The sequence below is a fragment of the Qipengyuania sp. genome, from assembly GCF_048550555.1.
In the GTDB taxonomy this organism is placed as follows: Bacteria; Pseudomonadota; Alphaproteobacteria; order Sphingomonadales; family Sphingomonadaceae; genus Qipengyuania.
The window spans coordinates 1-18465 of record NZ_JBLYYF010000025.1; the positions used below are offsets into that span (position 1 = coordinate 1).

Annotated in this window: 17 protein-coding genes; 8 read left to right on the forward strand and 9 right to left on the reverse strand. The window is 64.9% G+C overall.

Annotated features, from left to right (window positions below; all coding sequences use genetic code 11):
• From ACN4E0_RS06075 to ACN4E0_RS06095, 5 genes are all read left to right on the forward strand, one after another.
• Nucleotides 1-1580, forward strand: a 1580-nt coding sequence (locus ACN4E0_RS06075) for a thiamine pyrophosphate-dependent enzyme (protein WP_419566594.1), incomplete at its 5' end; no start/stop codon positions are given.
• Between the two features lie 17 nt (nt 1581-1597).
• Nucleotides 1598-2839 (forward strand): 2-oxoglutarate dehydrogenase complex dihydrolipoyllysine-residue succinyltransferase, encoded by a 1242-nt coding sequence (odhB, locus tag ACN4E0_RS06080; RefSeq protein ID WP_419566595.1) that lies wholly within the window; start codon nt 1598-1600, stop codon nt 2837-2839.
• Nucleotides 2840-2959: 120 nt separating this feature from the next.
• The gene (lpdA, locus tag ACN4E0_RS06085; RefSeq protein ID WP_419566596.1) at nt 2960-4381 is read left to right on the forward strand and encodes a dihydrolipoyl dehydrogenase; all 1422 of its coding nucleotides are present in this window, start codon (nt 2960-2962) and stop codon (nt 4379-4381) included.
• A 46-nt stretch (nt 4382-4427) separates the two neighbouring features.
• A complete protein-coding gene (locus tag ACN4E0_RS06090) occupies nt 4428-5255 on the forward strand; it encodes a hypothetical protein (protein ID WP_419566597.1) in 828 nt (275 codons plus the stop codon).
• 48 nt (nt 5256-5303) lie between these two features.
• On the forward strand, nt 5304-6668 hold the full coding sequence (locus ACN4E0_RS06095; RefSeq protein ID WP_419566598.1) for a serine hydrolase: 1365 nt from the start codon (nt 5304-5306) through the stop codon (nt 6666-6668).
• 39 nt (nt 6669-6707) lie between these two features.
• On the opposite strand, the gene ACN4E0_RS06100 is transcribed toward ACN4E0_RS06095, so the two are convergent.
• Nucleotides 6708-8387: a dipeptidyl-peptidase 3 family protein gene (locus ACN4E0_RS06100; protein ID WP_419566600.1), complete on the reverse strand. Its 1680-nt coding sequence runs from the start codon at nt 8385-8387 to the stop codon at nt 6708-6710.
• Nucleotides 8388-8513: 126 nt separating this feature from the next.
• On the opposite strand from ACN4E0_RS06100, the gene ACN4E0_RS06105 reads away from it, so the two are divergent.
• From ACN4E0_RS06105 to ACN4E0_RS06115, 3 genes are read left to right on the forward strand one after another with little or no spacing between them, the layout of a single operon-like run.
• On the forward strand, nt 8514-9848 hold the full coding sequence (locus ACN4E0_RS06105; RefSeq protein WP_419566602.1) for an amidase family protein: 1335 nt from the start codon (nt 8514-8516) through the stop codon (nt 9846-9848).
• Between the two features lie 16 nt (nt 9849-9864).
• Nucleotides 9865-10566: a PepSY domain-containing protein gene (locus ACN4E0_RS06110; protein ID WP_419566604.1), complete on the forward strand. Its 702-nt coding sequence runs from the start codon at nt 9865-9867 to the stop codon at nt 10564-10566.
• A complete protein-coding gene (locus tag ACN4E0_RS06115) occupies nt 10563-11186 on the forward strand; it encodes a trimeric intracellular cation channel family protein (protein ID WP_419566605.1) in 624 nt (207 codons plus the stop codon). Before ACN4E0_RS06110 ends, ACN4E0_RS06115 begins: the two co-directional genes overlap by 4 nt.
• Here ACN4E0_RS06115 and ACN4E0_RS06120 read toward each other — a convergent pair.
• The 8 genes from ACN4E0_RS06120 to gdhA all read right to left on the reverse strand — a co-directional run bounded on the left by ACN4E0_RS06120 (nt 11183) and on the right by gdhA (nt 18387).
• A complete protein-coding gene (locus ACN4E0_RS06120; RefSeq protein ID WP_419566606.1) occupies nt 11183-11926 on the reverse strand; it encodes a hypothetical protein in 744 nt (247 codons plus the stop codon). The genes ACN4E0_RS06115 and ACN4E0_RS06120 overlap by 4 nt on opposite strands.
• A 117-nt stretch (nt 11927-12043) precedes the next feature.
• Entirely contained in the window at nt 12044-12634 is a 591-nt protein-coding gene (locus ACN4E0_RS06125; RefSeq protein WP_419566607.1) for a hypothetical protein, read from the reverse strand.
• A gap of 133 nt (nt 12635-12767) precedes the next feature.
• Nucleotides 12768-14174 carry a serine hydrolase domain-containing protein gene (locus ACN4E0_RS06130; RefSeq protein ID WP_419566608.1) on the reverse strand — a complete coding sequence of 469 codons (1407 nt, stop codon included), beginning with the start codon at nt 14172-14174 and terminating at the stop codon, nt 12768-12770.
• 88 nt (nt 14175-14262) lie between these two features.
• Entirely contained in the window at nt 14263-14682 is a 420-nt protein-coding gene (gene rplQ / locus ACN4E0_RS06135) for a 50S ribosomal protein L17 (RefSeq protein ID WP_419566610.1), read from the reverse strand.
• Between the two features lie 90 nt (nt 14683-14772).
• Complete coding sequence (locus tag ACN4E0_RS06140) at nt 14773-15828, reverse strand: DNA-directed RNA polymerase subunit alpha (RefSeq protein ID WP_419566611.1); 1056 nt, start codon at nt 15826-15828, stop codon at nt 14773-14775.
• Nucleotides 15829-15935: 107 nt separating this feature from the next.
• The gene (rpsK, locus tag ACN4E0_RS06145; RefSeq protein ID WP_419566613.1) at nt 15936-16325 is read right to left on the reverse strand and encodes a 30S ribosomal protein S11; all 390 of its coding nucleotides are present in this window, start codon (nt 16323-16325) and stop codon (nt 15936-15938) included.
• 56 nt (nt 16326-16381) lie between these two features.
• Nucleotides 16382-16750, reverse strand: a complete 369-nt coding sequence (gene rpsM / locus ACN4E0_RS06150) for a 30S ribosomal protein S13 (RefSeq protein ID WP_419566614.1) — start codon at nt 16748-16750, stop codon at nt 16382-16384.
• Nucleotides 16751-17028: 278 nt separating this feature from the next.
• Entirely contained in the window at nt 17029-18387 is a 1359-nt protein-coding gene (gene gdhA, locus ACN4E0_RS06155; RefSeq protein ID WP_419566616.1) for an NADP-specific glutamate dehydrogenase, read from the reverse strand.
• Between the last annotated feature and the right edge of the window lie 78 nt (nt 18388-18465).

Below are 18465 nucleotides of genomic sequence, written 5' to 3' on the forward strand. Positions count from 1 at the left end.
AAGCGGTGACCTTCGCCTGCAAGCTGGCGGTCGAATACCGCCAGACCTTCGGCCGCGACATCGTGATCGACATGTGGTGCTATCGCCGCTTCGGCCACAACGAGGGCGACGAGCCCAAGTTCACCCAGCCGCTGATGTATGACGAGATTCGCAAGCACCCCAAGGTGAGCGAGATCTACTCGGCGCGCCTCCAGGAAGAGGGTGTGATCGAGGCCGGCTATGCCGACGGGCTCTGCGCCGAATTCACCGACCTGCTCGAAAAGGAATTCGCGGCTGCGAAGGACTACAAGCCCGACCAGGCCGACTGGTTCGGCGGACGCTGGTCGGGCATGAACAAGCCCGCCGATCCCGAGACCGCGCGCCGCAATGTCGAAACCGCGATCGAGAAGAAGCTGTTCGACAGCCTCGGCCGCACGCTCACCGCCGTCCCCGACGATTTGACAATCCACAAGACGCTGGGCCGCGTGCTCAAGGCCAAGAGCGACATGTTCGACAGCGGCGAAGGCTTCGACTGGGCCACCGCCGAGGCGCTCGCTTTCGGCAGCCTCGTCACCGAAGGCTTCGGCGTACGCCTGTCGGGCCAGGATTCGGGCCGCGGCACCTTCAGCCAGCGCCACGCCGTATGGGTCGACCAGAAGGACGAGCACAAGTACATCCCGCTGACCACGTTGCCGCACGGCAAGTTCGAGGTCTACGACAGCCCGCTGTCCGAATATGGCGTGCTCGGCTTCGAATACGGCTTCGCCATGGCTGACCCGAAGACGCTGGTGCTGTGGGAAGCGCAGTTCGGCGACTTCGCCAACGGCGCGCAGATCATGATCGACCAGTTCATCGCCGCGGGCGAGGTCAAGTGGCTGCGCGCGAACGGGCTGGTGCTGCTGCTGCCGCACGGCTTCGAGGGCCAGGGTCCCGAGCACAGCTCGGCGCGTCTCGAACGCTTCCTGCAGCTGTCCGCCAACGACAACATGTGCGTGTGCAACATCACCACGCCGGCGAACTATTTCCACGTGTTGCGCCGCCAGATGCTGCGCAGCTTCCGCAAGCCGCTGGTCATCATGACCCCGAAGAGCCTGCTGCGCCACCCGCTGGCGAAGTCGGAGGCGAAGGAATTCATGGGCGATCATCACTTCATGCGGATCAAGTCCGACATGAAGGAAATCGCCGACGAGAAGGTGAAGCGCCTCGTGCTTTGCAGCGGCAAGGTCGCCTACGACCTGATGCAGCGCCGCGACGAAGCGGAGCTCGAGGATGTTTCGGTGGTCCGCATCGAACAGCTCTACCCCTTCCCCGGCGAACCGCTCGCGGCGCGCCTGAAGCGGATGACCAATCTCGAGCAGATCGTCTGGTGTCAGGAAGAGCCCAAGAACAACGGCGCCTGGTTCTTCGTCGATCGCGCGATCGAGGAAGCCGCCGAGGCAGCGGGCAAGACCGGCATGCGTCCCTGCTATGCGGGCCGCGAAGTCGCCGCCTCGCCCGCCACCGGCTATGCCAGCCGCCACCAGGTGCAGCAGGAGGCCCTCGTCAACATCGCGCTCGGGCTGAATGGCCACGCGCCGAACGTCCGCAGTGACTGCAAGTAATCCGGGAAAACGAAGTTATGACCACCGAAGTCAAGGTTCCCACGCTGGGTGAATCGGTCACCGAAGCGACCGTCGGCGAATTGCTCAAGAATGTCGGCGATGCCGTCGCCGTCGACGAGCCGATCATCAGCCTCGAGACCGACAAGGTCGCGGTCGAAGCGCCCTCGCCCGTCGCCGGCGTGATCAAGGAATTCAAGGTCGGCGTCGGCGACACGGTCGAGGTCGACGCGGTCATCGCGGTGATCGAGGAAGGCGCCGCTCCGGCGAAGTCCTCGGGCGAAGACGCGCCCAAGGCCGCCGCGCCCGACGCGGGCGTCGAGAAGGCTGCCCCCGCGCAGGCCAAGGAAGCGAGTGCTTCGGCCGACGCCTCGCAGACGCTGTCGCCCGCCGTGCGCCGCGCCGTGCTCGAACACGGCGTCGATCCTTCGACCATCAAGGGCACCGGCAAGGACGGGCGCCTGACCAAGGAAGACGTGATCGCCGCTGCCGAAGCGAAGAAGTCGGGTGGCGGGGCATCCGCACCCGCAGCATCCTCGGCCCCCGCCTCCGACGGCGGCGAACGCCGCGAGGAGCGCGTCAAGATGACGCGCATGCGCCAGACCATCGCCAAGCGGCTCAAGGGCGCGCAGGACAATGCCGCGCTGCTGACCACCTTCAACGACGTCGACATGTCGGCGGTGATCGAGGCACGCAACAAGTACAAGGACCTGTTCGCCAAGAAGCACGACATCCGGCTTGGTTTCATGGGCTTTTTCGCCAAGGCCGCGTGTCTCGCGCTGAAGGACGTGCCCGCGGTCAACGCCTATATCGAGGGCGACGAGATCGTCTATCACGACTATGTCGACATCTCGGTCGCCGTCTCGGCGCCCAACGGCCTCGTCGTCCCGGTCATCCGCGACGCGCAGGACAAGGGCTTCGCGCGGATCGAAAAGGACATCGCCGATTTCGGCAAGCGCGCCAAGGACGGCACGCTGACGATGGACGACATGAAGGGCGGCACCTTCACCATCTCCAACGGCGGCGTGTTCGGCTCGCTCATGTCGACCCCGATCATCAATCCGCCGCAGAGCGCCGTGCTCGGCCTCCACCGGATCGAGGACCGCCCGGTGGTGGTGAACGGCGAGATCGTCATCCGCCCGATGATGTATATCGCCCTCTCCTACGATCACCGCCTGATCGACGGCCGCGAGGCCGTGACCGCACTCAAGATCATCAAGGAAGCGATCGAGGATCCGACCCGGATGCTGATCGACCTTTGACTCCAACGTCGCACATGATCCTTCGACAGGCTCAGGATGAGCGGATGATGTGCGTTGACGCTTTGAACCCAGAACCGCTCGGCCCGAGCTTGTCGAAGGCCACGCGGAACGGAGGCCAAAATGGCTGAATACGACTACGACGTCCTCGTCATCGGCGCTGGCCCAGGTGGCTATGTTGCCGCGATCCGCGCAGCGCAGCTGGGGCTCAAGACCGCCTGCGCCGAAAGCCGCGAGACGCTGGGCGGGACCTGCCTCAACGTGGGCTGCATTCCCTCCAAGGCGATGCTGCACGCATCCGAGTATTTCGACGCGGCCAAGAACGGCGCGATGAAGGAACTCGGTATCGAGGTGACGCCGAAGCTCAACCTCGACCAGATGCACGCGCAGCGCCGCGATGCGGTGAAGGGCCTCACCGGCGGGATCGAGTTCCTGTTCAAGAAGAACAAGGTCGACTGGAAGAAGGGTCACGCCACCTTCCAGGACGCGCACACCGTCAAGGTCGGCGACGAGACGGTCACCGCCAAAAACGTGATCATCGCCACCGGATCATCGGTCACCCCGCTGCCCAATGTCGAGGTCGACAACGACAAGCAGGTGGTGGTCGATTCGACCGGTGCGCTCGAACTCGCTTCGGTCCCGAAGAAGATGGTTGTCATCGGCGGCGGCGTGATCGGGCTCGAACTGGGTTCGGTGTGGCGCCGTCTGGGCGCCGAAGTGATCGTGGTCGAATATCTCGACAAGCTGTTGCCCGGCATGGACGATGATGTCCGCAAGGAAGCGGCCAAGATCTTCAAGAAGCAGGGCATGGAACTGCGCCTGTCGACCAAGGTCACCGGTTGCACCGTCAAGGGCAAGAAGGCGACGCTGACGCTCGAACCCGCGGCGGGCGGCGACCAGGAAACGCTGGAAGCCGATTGCGTGCTGGTCTCGATCGGGCGGCGGCCGAATACCGACGGCCTCGGCCTTGAGAACATCGGGCTGGAGCTCAATAAGCGCGGCCAGATCGAAACCGACCACGATTTCCGCACCAAGGTCGCCACAGAGGTTGGGGGCGTGTGGGCGATCGGCGACGTCGTCCCCGGCCCGATGCTCGCGCACAAGGCCGAGGACGAAGGCATCGCCTGCGCCGAGAACATCGCCGGGCAGACCGGCATCGTGAACCACGATGTCATCCCCGGCGTGGTCTACACCTGGCCCGAATTCGCCGGTGTCGGCCTGACGCAGGAAGAGGCGATCGAGAAGCTGGGCGACAAGGCCAAGGTCAAGGTCGGCAAGTTCCCGATGATGGCCAACAGCCGCGCCAAGACCAATCACGAGCCCGACGGCTTCGTGAAGGTCATCGCCGATGCGGAAACCGACCGCGTGCTCGGCGTCTGGGCGATCGCCAGCGTCGCCGGCACGATGATCGCGCAGGCCGCGCAGGCGATGGAATTCGGCGCCACGAGCGAGGATATCGCCTATACCTGCCACGCCCATCCGACGCATTCCGAGGCGATCAAAGAAGCGGCGATGGCGGTCCAGGGCAAACCGATCCACATCTGACATGATGAAACCCACGGGCCCCATCACCGATTGCATGGCCCGATAGATGCGCGGGCGCGGGATTTCGATCCTGTCGCTCGCGCTTCCCGTTCTGGCGGGTATTGCCTACCTCGCGCTCGCCGGCGCACCCCGGGCCTATTTCGTCATCAACGGACTGGCCGCGCTTCTCGCGATCGCGGCGATCCTCGTCCTGCGCGGCATCGAGAGTGAAAGGGCAAGGCGCGTGCTCGTGGTCGCGCTCCTTGCCGTGCTGTTCGTTCCGCTCGCCAGCGGTCCCTCGCTTAACGGCGTGGCCCGGTGGCTGCCGCTCGGCGGCTTCATCCTCCATTCGGGCGCGCTGCTTTTTCCCGCGATCGCCGTGCTCGCGGCGCGCGACGAGGACTACGCCCCGCCGATCCTGCTCGCCGCGCTGCTCGCCGCCTCGCTCCAGCCCGACGCCGCGCTCGGTCTCGCGGTGATGCTCGCCGCGGTCGGGCTCTACGATGCGACGCGCGACTGGCGGCTCGTCCCCGTCGCGGGGATCGCCTTCTTCGCCAGCATGGTGGCGGGGCTCCGCGGCGAATTGCCCGCCCAGCCCTATGTCGAACGTATCCTGGTGCATCTCGCGATGGACATTCCGCTTGCCGCGCTTGCGCTCGCGCTTGCCCTCCTCGCGAGCTTCTTCCTGATGGCGCATGCCATCGCGGCACCGAAGCCCGTCCGCCATGCGCTGGCGGGCAGCCTGTTCGGTTTCTCGCTCGCCGCGCTGGTTTCCAATTACCCCAGCGTGCTCATCGGCTACGGAGCTGCGCCGATCCTAGGCTACGGCGTCGCCATCGGACTGGCGATGGGTGGCAATCGACCGGCGACCCGAGCCGGGAACCGTCGCGGTTGAACAGTCGCCCCGATGCTGTATTATAGAAATAATACACAGGGAGGATCCATGACCGTTTTCCGCCGGGCCGCGCTGGCCTTTTCACCGATGGCGCTGCTGTTCGCGGGCACCGCCGCGATCGCCCAGGACGCATCGCGGATGGACGAGGTCGTTTCCGCGTCGGCCGCCGAGAAGACATATATGGGTGCCGCGCTCGTCGCGATCGGCGACGACGTGCTGCTCGACAAGGCCTATGGCTCGGCCGATCTCGAATGGGGCATCGCCAACACCAGCGACACCAAGTTCCGCATCGGATCGGTCACCAAGCAGTTCACCGCCGCCTCGATCCTGCTGCTGCAGGAACGCGGCCAGCTCGATATCGATCGGCCGGTTCGCACCTACCTCGCCGACAGCCCGGCGAGCTGGAATGCGATCACCCTGCGGCACCTGCTCCAGCATACGTCGGGCATCCCCAACCTCACCGATTTCGACGATTTCGGCACCTGGAAATACCTGCCGACCACCCGCGCTGCGCTGATCGCGCGCTTCTCGGACAAGAAGCTCGACTTCGCCCCCGGCGAGAAATGGAGCTATTCGAATTCGGGTTACCTGCTGCTCTCGGCGATCATCGAGGAGGTGACCGGCAAGCCCTATGGCGATTTCGTCGAGGAGAACATCTTCGCGCCCTTGGGCATGACCGACACCGGCATGGATGTGACCAGCGCGATCATTCCGCGCCGTGCGGAAGGCTATGCGCCCTCCAAGGACGGCATCGTCAATGCCGACTATGTCGATATGGGCATCCCGCAAGGCGCCGGCGCGCTCTATTCGACGACGGGGGACCTGCTCAAATGGCAGCGCGGACTGTTCGGCGGAAAAATCCTCACGAAGGAGAGCCTCGCCGCCATGACGGCGCCGGGGGTCGATGCCATGCAGGCCTCCACCTACGCGCTCGGCCTGATCCGGACGGACAACGAAGAAGGCACGCTGATCTGGCACGGCGGAGGAATAGAAGGTTTCAATGCCTGGCTCGGCCACGATCCCGATCGCGCCATCAGCGTCGTAGTCCTGTCGAACCTCAATGGCGGCGCCGCAAATGCGCTTGGGCAATCGCTCGTCAAGCTCGCGCGCGGAGGTGACGTGAAGCTGACTGCAGAGCGCGCCGCGATCGACCTGCCGGCCGACAGGCTGGCCGAATACGCCGGCACCTATGCGGTATCGGACCAATTCAAGATCGCCTTCCGCGTCGAAGACGGGGCGTTGTTGGCCCAGGCTACCGGGCAGGACGCGTTTCGCGTCTTTGCCGAAGGCGAGGACCGGTTCTTCCTGAAGGTCGTGGATGCGCAGATCGTCTTCAACCGCGACTCGTCGGGCGCGATCGAATCGCTCACGCTCAACCAGAACGGCAACGAAACGCGCGCCCTTCGCGAATAGGCGGAAAGGGCGGAGACAATCTCCGCCCCCCGCCCGTCGTCAGACCTCGTCGGGATAGACCGGCTGGATGTCGACCGGGATGTCTTCCATCGCCGCGAAGCGCCCGCGCGCCCAGTCGTCGAGCTTGGCGTAGCGGACGAAAAAGGCCTTGGTGCCATCGTAATCGCCATTGGTTTGCAGCATCAGCTGGTCGTGCAGCAGGTCCTTGAGGCCGCCTTCCATCTTCGCGTAGTCGACGACATAGCGATTGGCCGAAGCGTCCCAGGTGAAGGCGCCCTTCTCCTTGAGGTAGCCGTATTGCAGCGCCGCGCCCTTGCCGTGCGCTTCGTCGATACCGAAGCGCATCGCGCGGAAGATCCCCGCGAAATAGGTCGCGTAGAGCTGCTGCTTCTCGGCCGCGGGGATCTCGCCCTTCTCCATCATGTAGAGGATATTCCACACGCCCATGACGTCGGCCTTGCTCTCCTCGAGCGCCGAATACTGCTCCTTGAGCTCCTCATTGACCGTCGTCTCGCGGCCGTCGACGGTGATCGTGCCCGGCCCGAGGCTGTGCGACAGCTCGTGGAACAGCGTCTCGAGTTCCATATACTTCTTCGCCACCAGCGCCGCCTGCTCCTGCTTGAGGACGACGTCGCCGATGGGATCGAGGATGCGCTCGTATTTCGCGCCCAGCACATTGGCGAGGATGACCTTCTTCGCGCCCTTGGCCTCGCGCACGCGCTCGTCGTTGGGCAGGTTGAAGGCGATGGTCTGCACGCCGGGGACATTGTCGCCGCCGCCGTGGATCTGATCGGCCACCGCGATCGGGCTTTCGAAGCCGCGCTGGAAGTTCTTGTAGCGGTCCTCGATCGGAAGGTTGCCCTCCATGTCGCGCAGGTAGTGCTTGTATTTCGCCAGCGCCGCGCTCTCTTCCGGATTGCGCAGGGTGACGAAGCTTTCGAAGGCGGTCTTCGTGCCGTAGAGCCGGTCGGTATAGACCTCGTAGGGGCCGATCGCGACCTCGATGGGCGTGTCGGCGAGGTCCATCCACGCCATCTCGCTCTCGTAATAGTCGTCGGTCAGGAAGCTCGCCGCGCGCAGCGAGAGGAACTTCCTGAGGCTGGGGTTGCTCGTGCGCTGCGCCGCCTGTTCGAGCAGCCGCGCGGCGGGCACGAGGAACTCGCGATATTCGACCGAATAGGGCACCGCTACCAGCCGGTCGCCCTCGCGCTTGACCACCGTGTAGGGGCTCAGCAGCGCGCCCTTCTGGTCGGGATGCGCCGCGAGATAGGCGTCGAATTCCTCGCGCGTCAGGTCGGTGGGATAGAAGCCCGCCCCCTCGGGCAACGGGTCGCTCCCCCAGAAGGGGTGGAATTCCTCGAGGTCGTCCCACGCGCCGTAATAGCGGTCGAACATTGTCAGCAGCAGGTCGCGGTCGCCGCGGCGGCTGCGTTCGATCGCGCTGCGGATCTGCGGATTGGCGGCGAAGCGCTGACGCAGGTAGATTTCGTCCATATAGCCGCTGGCCTGGATCAGCAGGTTGACGACATCGCGCTCCTCCTCGCTGAGATAGGAAGTGTCGGGCGCCATCTCGATCCGGGCCAGCTTGGCGTATTGCGCCGCCAGATCGTAACTGTCCTGCGCCGGCGGCGGGGCCTCGGTCGAGGCGATATCGGTCTCGCTGGCGATCGGGGCACAGGCGGTGCTGACGAGCAAAAGGGGCAGGATGGCGCGGCGCATGAAGGGTCCTCCGAAAATTCTCTTATCGTGCTGGTGAAACGCCATGCGGCGGTGATGTGTCCCGCGCAAGTGCGCGATTGACCGCGGCGCGGGCATGGCCGACATTGCCACCAAGGGGGAACACGCATGGCCTATCCGAGACTGACCGACAAACCCGGTGCCATCGAGACCGCGGCGCAGATCGCAAGCGGCGAAATCTCGCCGATCGAGGCGGTCGAGGCGGCGATGGCGCGGATCGAGCACCTCGACGCGCACATCAACGCGGTTGTCGTGACCGATTTCGACCGCGCACTGGAGACCGCACACGCCATGACCGAGCGCGGCCCCCAGGGCGACCAGCCGCTGTTCGGCGTGCCGATGACGGTCAAGGAAAGCTTCAACGTCGCGGGCCTGCCGACAACCTTCGGGCACGAGCGGTTTGCCGACAATATCGCCGAGAAAGACGCAGACGTCGTGCAGAAGCTCAAGGCGGCAGGGGCGATCATCCTGGGGAAGACCAATGTTCCGCCCGATCTCGCCGATCTGCAGAGCAACAATCCGCTCTATGGCAGGACCAACAATCCGCACGATCACACCCGCGTCGCCGGCGGCTCTTCCGGCGGTAGCGCGGCGGCCGTCGCAAGCGGCATGGTCCCGTGCGAATACGGCAGCGACATCGGCAGTTCGATCCGCAACCCGGCGCATTTCAACGGGATCTTCGGCCACAAGACCAGCTTCGGCCTCGTCAGCCGGCGCGGACACACCCATCCGATGGCCGGAGGCCGCGACGTCCATGACGGGCCGCTCTCGGTGGTCGGCCCCCTCGCGCGCTCCGCCGCCGACCTGCGCCTGCTGCTCGAAGTCACCTCCACACACAAGATGACGTCCCGCGACAAGCCGATCGAGCAATGCCGCTTCCTCGCGCTGCTCGACCATCCGCTGAGCGAGGTCGACGCTGCCGTGCGCAATCCCATCGAGGCCGCGCTAGAGGCGATTGCGGCGTCGGGGGCGACGGTCGATCGCGGCAGCGAGCTGGTGCCCGACCTGATCCAACAGCAGGAGGATTATCTCCGCCTGCTCAATGTCGCGATGGCGCGCGGACGCCCGGCCCCCGACGGCACGGCGATGGCGCTGGCCGACTATTACCTGCTGCTCGACCGGCAGGCGCGCTGCGAATATGCCTGGCAGGCGCTGTTCGAAACCTACGACTTCGTGCTCGCCCCGCCGCTGCCGTTCCTCGCCTTCGAACACGACGCGACGCCCATCGGCGAGCGTCGGATCACGATCAACGGCAAGGACAGCGCCTTCGCCGACGGCCTCGCCTGGGCGGGCCTGGCGACCTATCCGAACCTTCCATCCACCGTCGTTCCTGTGGGCGAAACCGACGGCCTGCCTTGCGGGATGCAGGTCATATCGCGCAGGTGGGCGGACCTCGATTGCATTGCCGCGGCGGAGGCGATCGGGCTCATTCTGCACGGATAGAGGTTCGCAAGGTAAAATGGCCCAGCAGCGCACGATGGGACGCTTCGCGAAGTGGCATATCTGGCTGGGCTGGCTGGTCGGCTTTCCGGTGCTGATGTGGACAGTCACCGGTCTCGTCATGGTCGCCAAGCCGATCGAGGAGGTGCGCGGCAACCACCTGCGCATTGAGGTGCCCGAGCGCGCCCTGCCCGCCGATACCCAGATTGCGGTTTCGCTGCCTTCCGAAAGCACCAGGCCCGTCCGATCGGTCACCACGCAGGTCGAACGCGGCGAGACGGTGACGCGCATCGCCTATATGGACGGTACCAACGCCCGCTTCCGGCCCGATGGCAGCGCCATGGGGCCGCTTTCCGAAGTCGAAGCGCGCCTGATCGTCGCCGAGGGCATCAACGGTGGCGACAAGGTCGTCAGCAGCACACGCTTCGACGCCGACGCCGTCCCGTTCGATTTCCGCCGTGCCATGCCCGTCTGGCAGGTGGCACTGGAAGACGGAACCCACGTCTATGTCGGGGCCGACACCGGCCGGATCGAAGCGGTGCGCACGCGCTGGTGGCGGGTCTTCGATTTCGTCTGGGGCCTGCACATCATGGATCTGCAGACGCGTGAGGACACGCATCACCCGATCCTCATCGTCTTCGCCCTGCTGTCGGTCATCGGCGCGCTGCTCGGCTGCGTTCTCATGTTCCGCCGCCGCAAGGCGCGCGTGGTACCGAAGTGAACGCCGAAGTCTTCACCCCCGTGCTCGACTGGCTCGACCTCGCCGGCGTGGCGATATTCGCGCTGACCGGCGCGTTGGTCGCGGCCAAGGAGCGCCAGACCTTCGTCACGCTCGCCTTCTTCGCGCTGATGACCGGTGTCGGAGGGGGTACCGTGCGCGACCTGTTGATCGGCGCCCCGGTATTCTGGATTCACGACGCCTGGGTGGCGGCGATCTGCCTCGCCATGGCCCTGTTCGCCTGGTTCACTCCGACCCGCTGGTGGGAGGGACGGCGGTTCCTCTCGATCGCCGACGGCCTCGGCCTCGCAGCCTATGCCGTGCTCGGTTCGGCCAAGGCGCTCGAATACGGGCTCCCGCCGACCCCGGCCATGCTGATGGGGGTGATCACCGGATGCGTGGGCGGGATCATCCGCGACGTCATCGCCGGGCGCCCCTCGATCCTCATGCGGCCCGAGCTCTACGTCACCGCGGCAGCGCTTTCGGCGAGCGTCACCGTGCTGGGCGACCTCGCCGGGCTCCAGCGCGAATGGGCGTGGCTGGCCGCGACGGGCGCAGGGTTCGGCCTGCGCCTCGCCGCGATCAAATGGAACCTGGCGCTACCGGCCTACGAGCGGGACTAGATCGAGCGGCCCTGGTAGCCGGTGCCGACTTCGAGATCGGCGTCGACCTCTCCCTCGTCCTCGCCGGGGAGCGGCCCACCGGGATAGTCTGGCTGCGCACCATCGGCGCGGGCGCGGGCGGCCGCATAATAGTCATCGTCGTACTGACGGTCCTGATCGGCGCCATAGCCGGCATCGGCACCCGAATAGCCGCTCGTGCCCTGCCCGTAATCCAGTGCCTCGATACGACCGTCTTCGCCGATCGAACAGGTGAAGCCCTGCCCGTCGTAGAGCGAACCGCTGACGCTCCAACCGTCGGCATTGCGGTTGACCGCATCGACCGTTTCGACCCGTGCATTGCGCTCGATCTCGTCGACGCACATCGAGACGGCGCGGTCGATCCCGCGGCCTTCGTCATAGCGACCGTCGTCATGGCGATAGTCGCCCCGGCGCGGTTCGGGATAGCGTGCATCGCCGGGGTAACGGTCGCGCGTCCCCTTGGCCGCGCTTGCCACGGCGGCAATCCCGCCGAGAATGAGAACCCCGGCGAGAACGTCGCCGGCACTCACGCCACGGTGGCGGCGGTAACGATAATAGCGGTGATCGTATGCGACATCGTCGCCCGGCGCCCAGGCGACGGCGACGCGCGCTGCGGTCGGTGCGGCAGGGCGCGGCAGTTCGGCAGCCTGCGCCGGAACGGCGATGAGCGAGACGAGCGCCAGCAGTGCCGGCGCGGTGGAAAGCTGCTTGATGGACGGCATGGTCCGGTACCCCTCTGAGCGAGCCTCCACCAAGGCCCGCAATTGTCGATTGCATGAAAATAGGCGGTCCAGGCTAAATGATAGCTGAACCGCCCATTCTACTCCTTGCGGAAGCGATCAACGCAGGCCGCGGATCCCGTGGAAATCGAGATCGGTCACCCGGCCACGCTGGATATCGCAGGTGAAGCTGCCGCTGTCGCGGTCGTTCCAGCGCTGGTAGCGATTGTCGCGGTCACGATAGCCGTTGCGGTCGTAACGTCCGCCGCGATAGTTGCCATCGACGACCATCCGGCCCTTGACCCGCCAGCCGTAGCGCTTGTCGTCGACATCGCGGATGTCGGTCACCTGAGCGTAGCGATAGCCATAGCGGCGCGCGTCGTTCCGGGCGGCGTTGATGCACTGCTGCACGGCGGCGCGCGGGTTGCCGCGATAGGCATAGGCGTTGCGACGATAGTCGTTGCCGTTGCGATAGTAGCGGCCATCGCGATAGTAGCGGCCGTCGCGGTCATAGTCGCGATCGTTGCCCGCCGCGCTGGCGATGGCGGCGATGCCGCCGATGATTACTGCGCCGGCGATCACGTCGCCGACCGAAATTCCGTCGTCGTGGCGGTCGCGGGCCTGGGCGGGAGTGGCGCCTGCCAGCGCCATTGCGCCGACGGCTGCCGTTGCGATCCCACCCTTCGCGAACGTCTTGGTCAAAAGTTTCATCTCGAGGTCCTCCTCATCGGGGCCGCGGCGGGACTGCCCCGGCTCTGGATAGGGTTCTAGAGGAGTCGCACTGAGATGACGCTGAACCCCGCTTACAGCAGTTGTTCAGTTAAATGACCACTTTTCTGAATGTCTATTTTCCCAACGATTCAAGCACATCGCGTGTGAATGCGGCGATGTCGAAGCGTGAACCGGTTGGATCCTCGCCCCGGCGCACGATCACCACGTTCAGGCTGGGCACGATGACGATGAACTGCCCGCGATTGCCCATGGCGGCGAAAGTGTCGGCAGGGACACCATCCGATTTGTTGAGCAGCCAGAAGCCTGCGCCATAGCCGAAGGGGCCGTCGGGCTGCGGCCCCGAAGGGGTCGCGACATAGTCCACCCAATTCTCGGGCAGGATGCGCGTGCCGTCGGGCAGGACGCCGTCGTCGAGATAGAGCTGGCCGAGCTTCGCCAGGTCGCGCGCGGTCGACCAGACCTGGCTCGACAGGATGTAATCGCCGCGCCAGTCGGTCTCGGCGACGGTGTCGCGCATTCCGAGCTGGGCGAACAATTCGGCGGGCGGGTGATCCTCCAGCGAGGCCCCGATCGCCTTCACCGCCGCGAGCGTATCGTTGTTGGCATAGCGGTAGACCGTGCCCGGCTGGTTCACGAGCGGCCAGTGCAGCGCCGTCTCCGCGACCGTCGAACCGCCGAAATAGAGCGGGTCGGTGCGGTTGCCCGGGGTGTCGGAATAGCGGCCCGACGCCATGCGCAGGAGGTTGTCGATGGTGATCTCGTCGCGCGGGTCCGGCAAAGCCCCCCCGCCGAGACCTGCGGATGTCGCCACATCAGCGTCGCCGCGCTGTACGGCAGCGCCTACCAAGGTAGCTGCGATGCTCTTCGCAACCGACCACGTTCGCTGGGGAACGCCTTCCCACTCTGCTGGATACCGTTCCCACGTCTCGCCGTCGCGCCTTACCAAGACAACTGTCGTACGGGTTCCTGGTCCATAGCTGTCTGCAAATGCATCCGTGAAAACAGCACCCAAAGGTGAGACATGCGCGACCGGCGATTTCCCCTGGGAATCGATGACCACCGCGAAGGACTTCCGGCCAGCGTCGTCATCGCCACCTGATTTCGCCGCGGCAGCAGCCTCTTCCGCTACTGCGGCCGCAGCGGAGTAGGATATCGGACGAAGCGAACATCCCTTATTCGGGTCGTGCACAGCATAGCGCACCGAACCGGCATTGTCGAAGGTGACAGAAACATAGGAAACAGGGCCATCAGGCGAACGCTCGATGGCGTAAGGCAATTCCCCTACGATCTCGTCAAGCGGCGCCTGGATGCCACTCAACTCCCACCGCATGACACTTTCCGGCGTTCTCGTTGCTCCAATCCGTTCGGCATTGGCGATCGCGCTGCACAGGAACAGCGCCTTGTAGCCTGCCGCAAGGGCGCGGTCGTAGCGGTCGTCGAGCTGGTCCTGCGTGGTGGACTGGGCGGCAAGGGGGGCGGCGGCGAGCAGCGCGACGGCTGCGAAGGCATGTCTGATCATGCGCGCCTTGTGGCATGCCGCGCGCCCAGCGCAAAACAAAAGGGCCGGAAGGTTTCCCTCCCGGCCCCGCTTGTTTCCATCGAGAGGCTCAGGCGTCTTCGAATTCTTCCTCGGTCATCACCGGACCCGAATCCTGGCCCTTGGCATCGACGTCGCGGTCGACGAATTCGATGATCGCCATCTGGGCGGCGTCGCTGCCCCGGTAGCCGGCCTTGATGATGCGGGTGTAGCCGCCTTCACGGTCCGAATAACGCTCGGCAAGGATGTCGAACAGCTTCTTGAGCTGCGTTTCGTCCTGCAGGCGGCTCTGCGCGAGGCGACGGTTCGACAGGCCGCCGCGCTTTGCCAGCGTGATCAGCTTTTCGATGTACGGGCGCATTTCCTTCGCCTTGGGCAGCGTGGTCATGATCTGCTCGTGCTTGATCAGCGCGGCAGCCATGTTGCGGAACATCGCGTTGCGGTGGCCCGTCTTGCGCTGCAGCTTGCGGCCGGAAATCTTGTGACGCATTTCAACTTGTCCTTCGTTCGTAAGGGGCCCGTTCCAGGTAGCCCGGTACGGGCCGGAATAAGGGGTCCGGCCCAATCCCCATGCGAGGTCTTAACCCAGCAGCTCCTGTTCGAGCTTCTTGGCCATTTCCTCGATGTTCTCGGGCGGCCAGCCGGGGATGTCCATGCCGAGGCGCAGGCCCATCGAGGAAAGGACTTCCTTGATCTCGTTGAGCGACTTGCGGCCGAAGTTCGGCGTGCGGAGCATCTCGGCCTCGGTCTTCTGGACCAGGTCGCCGATGTAGATGATGTTGTCGTTCTTGAGGCAGTTCGCCGAACGCACCGACAGCTCAAGCTCGTCGACCTTCTTGAGGAGGTAGCGGTTGAGCTGGTTGGTGTCGCTTTCCTGCGGTTCCGCGGCCTGGCCGATCATGGCCGAGGTGGGCTGCGGGATGCCGTCTTCGAAGTGGACGAACAGCGTCAGCTGGTCCTGGAGGATGCGCGCGGCATAGGCCACGGCGTCTTCCGGGGTGACGGTGCCGTCGGTTTCGACGGTCAGCGAGAGCTTGTCGTAGTCGAGTTCCTGCCCGACGCGGGCGTTCTCGACCTTGTAGCTCACCTGGCGAACCGGCGAATACAGGCTGTCGACGGGGATGAGGCCGATCGGCGCATCGGCCGGACGGTTCATCACGGCCGGGCGATAGCCCTTACCGGTGTCGGCGGTGAGCTCCATGTTGAGCGTCGCGCCTTCGTCGAGGTGGCAGATCACGAGATCCTTGTTCATCACCTCGATGTCGCCCGAAACGGCGATGTCGCCGGCCTTCACTTCGGCCGGACCGGTGGCGGAAAGCTGCAGGCGCTTCATGCCCTCGCCTTCCATCTTGAGCGCGATCTGCTTCACGTTGAGAACGATGTCGGTCACGTCCTCGCGCACGCCGGCGAGCGAGCTGAATTCGTGGAGCACGTTCTCGATCTTGATCGAGGTAATCGCGGCGCCCTGGAGCGAGCTGAGCAGCACTCGACGCAGCGCGTTGCCGAGCGTCAGGCCGAAGCCACGTTCGAGCGGTTCGGCCACGAAGGTCGCCTTGCGCGCCTTGTCGCCGGAATCCTTGATATCAAGGATATTGGGTTTCTTGAGTTCCTGCCAGTTCTTGATGTTGACGGACATGAAAATCCCCTGGTTCGGATGCGGGCAGGACCGGAGCTCTTCGACGAGAGCGTCCGGTCCGTGAGGAGTGTCGGCGGCCCGCTAGCGAGCCGCCAGGCAGGTACGGATCAGACGCGGCGACGTTTGGAAGGACGGACCCCGTTGTGCGGGATCGGCGTCACGTCGCGGATCGAGGTGATGGTGAAGCCCACCGCCGCCAGACCGCGCAGCGCGCTCTCGCGACCCGAGCCCGGGCCCTTCACTTCGACTTCGAGGGTGCGCACGCCGTGTTCGGCGGCCTTGCGGCCCGCGTCGTCGGCGGCGACCTGTGCGGCATAGGGAGTCGACTTGCGGCTGCCCTTGAAGCCCATCATGCCGGCGCTGGACCAGCTGATCGCATTGCCCTGCGCGTCGGTGATGGTGATCATGGTATTGTTGAAGCTGGCGTTGATGTGCGCAACGCCAGAAGAAATGTTCTTCTTGTCCTTGCGCCGGATACGGCCGGGTTCGCGTGCCATGGTGTAGTTTCCTCTATATTCTCAAGAAGGGAAAAGCGTTCGGTCGAAACCGAAGCTTACTTCTTCTTGCCGGCGATCGGCTTGGCCTTGCCCTTGCGGGTACGGGCGTTGGTGTGAGTGCGCTGGCCACGTACGGGCAGACCGGCACGGTGACGCAGGCCGCGATACGAGCGCAGATCCATCAGGCGCTTGATGTTCATCGCGGTTTCGCGGCGAAGGTCGCCTTCCACGGTGAAATCGGAGTCGATCGTTTCACGGACGCGCAGCAGCTCTTCGTCGGTGAGCTCCTGGACGCGGGTCTTGTGATCGATGCCGAGCTTGTCGGCGATCTCGACGGCCTTGGTCCGACCGATTCCGTGAATATAGGTGAGCGCGATGATCACGCGCTTGTTGGTGGGGATGTTTACCCCGGCAATACGAGCCACTTAAATCTCCATGCTCCACAGGGGCCGAACAGTCGGGATCCCCTATCTCATCGCTCAATTCACCGGCACTGGCGGGACTTGCCTAACGCAAAAAGCCCGGATGGCGCACATAGGCTGCCGCCTGCCGGACTCACCGCAATGTCGAATGAACCGCGCGCTTAGGCGGATTCGCGGGACGCGTCAACCGTCCAGCGCACGCAAAACGACGGAGCCGCCGTAGCGGCGACCGCCAGTCGCTGGTCATCTTGTAGCGCAGAGCGTCGGAAACGTCAAAGCCCTCACATGACTCCGAAGGCGAGCATGGCATCGGCGACCTTCTTGAAGCCCGCGATATTGGCCCCTCGCACGTAGTCGACATGGCCGCCCTTCTCGCCATATTCGACGCACTTCTCGTGGATGCCCTCCATCAACTCGGTCAGCATCTGGCCGAGCCGTTCGTGGTTCCAGCTGATCCGCTCGGAATTCTGGCTCATCTCAAGGCCCGAGACCGCCACCCCTCCGGCATTGGCGGCCTTGCCCGGGCCGTACAGGATCCCGGCATCGTGGAAGACCTTCACGCCATCGAGCGTGGTCGGCATGTTGGCACCTTCGGCCACCGCCGTGCAGCCGTTGCCGACCAGCTCGCGCGCCTCGGCTTCGTTGAGCTCGTTCTGCGTCGCACAGGGCAGCGCCACGTCGCAGGGCACGTTCCACGGGCGCTTGCCTTCGTGAAAGCTGGCACCGGCGAAATGGTCGGCATATTCGCTGATCCGCCCGCGCCGTTCGTTCTTGAGCGCCTTGACCCAGTCGATCTTCTCCTGGTCGATGCAGTCGGGATCGTGGATGAAGCCACCGCTGTCGGACAGTGTCACCACCTTGCCGCCGAGCTGGACGATCTTCTCCGCCGCATGCGTCGCGACATTGCCCGATCCCGAGACCACCGCGGTCTTGCCCTCGACGTCCTGCTCCTGATGCTGGAGCATGTTGCGCAGGAAATAGACCGCGCCGTAGCCGGTCGCCTCGGGCCGCATCTTGGAGCCGCCATATTCGGTCCCCTTGCCCGTCAGCACGCCTTCCCAGCGATTGGTGATCCGCTTGTACTGGCCAAACATGTAGCCGATCTCGCGCGCGCCGACGCCGATGTCTCCCGCAGGCACGTCGGTGTCGGGCCCGATGTGGCGATAGAGTTCGGTCATGAAGCTCTGGCAGAAGCGCATCACCTCGCTGTCGCTCTTGCCCTTGGGATTGAAATTGGCCCCGCCCTTGCCGCCGCCCATCGGCAGGCCGGTGAGCGAATTCTTGAAGGTCTGCTCGAAGGCGAGGAACTTGAGCACGCTTTCGTTGACGCTGGGATGAAAGCGGATGCCGCCTTTGTAGGGCCCGATCGCATTGTTGTTCTGCACCCGCCAACCGCGCTGGACACGGACGCAGTGATTGTCGTCCTCCCAGCACACGCGGAAGCTGACGATCCGGTCGGGCTCGACGATCCGGCGCAGGATCTGCGCCTCGTGGTATTCTTCCTTGTCTTCGATGAAGTCGAACACGTCCTGCGCCACTTCCTGGACCGCCTGGACGAACTCGTCCTGCCCCGGATTGCGCTTCTTCACCCCCTCCATGAAGGTCGGAAGGTCCACGTGCCTGTCGTAAACGGATGCCATGTCGCAATTCCCCTCGTACCCTTGCGGGCCAGTTGACCATCACGACCCCGGCGCCCTTGTCCCGGGCGCTCTTCAGTC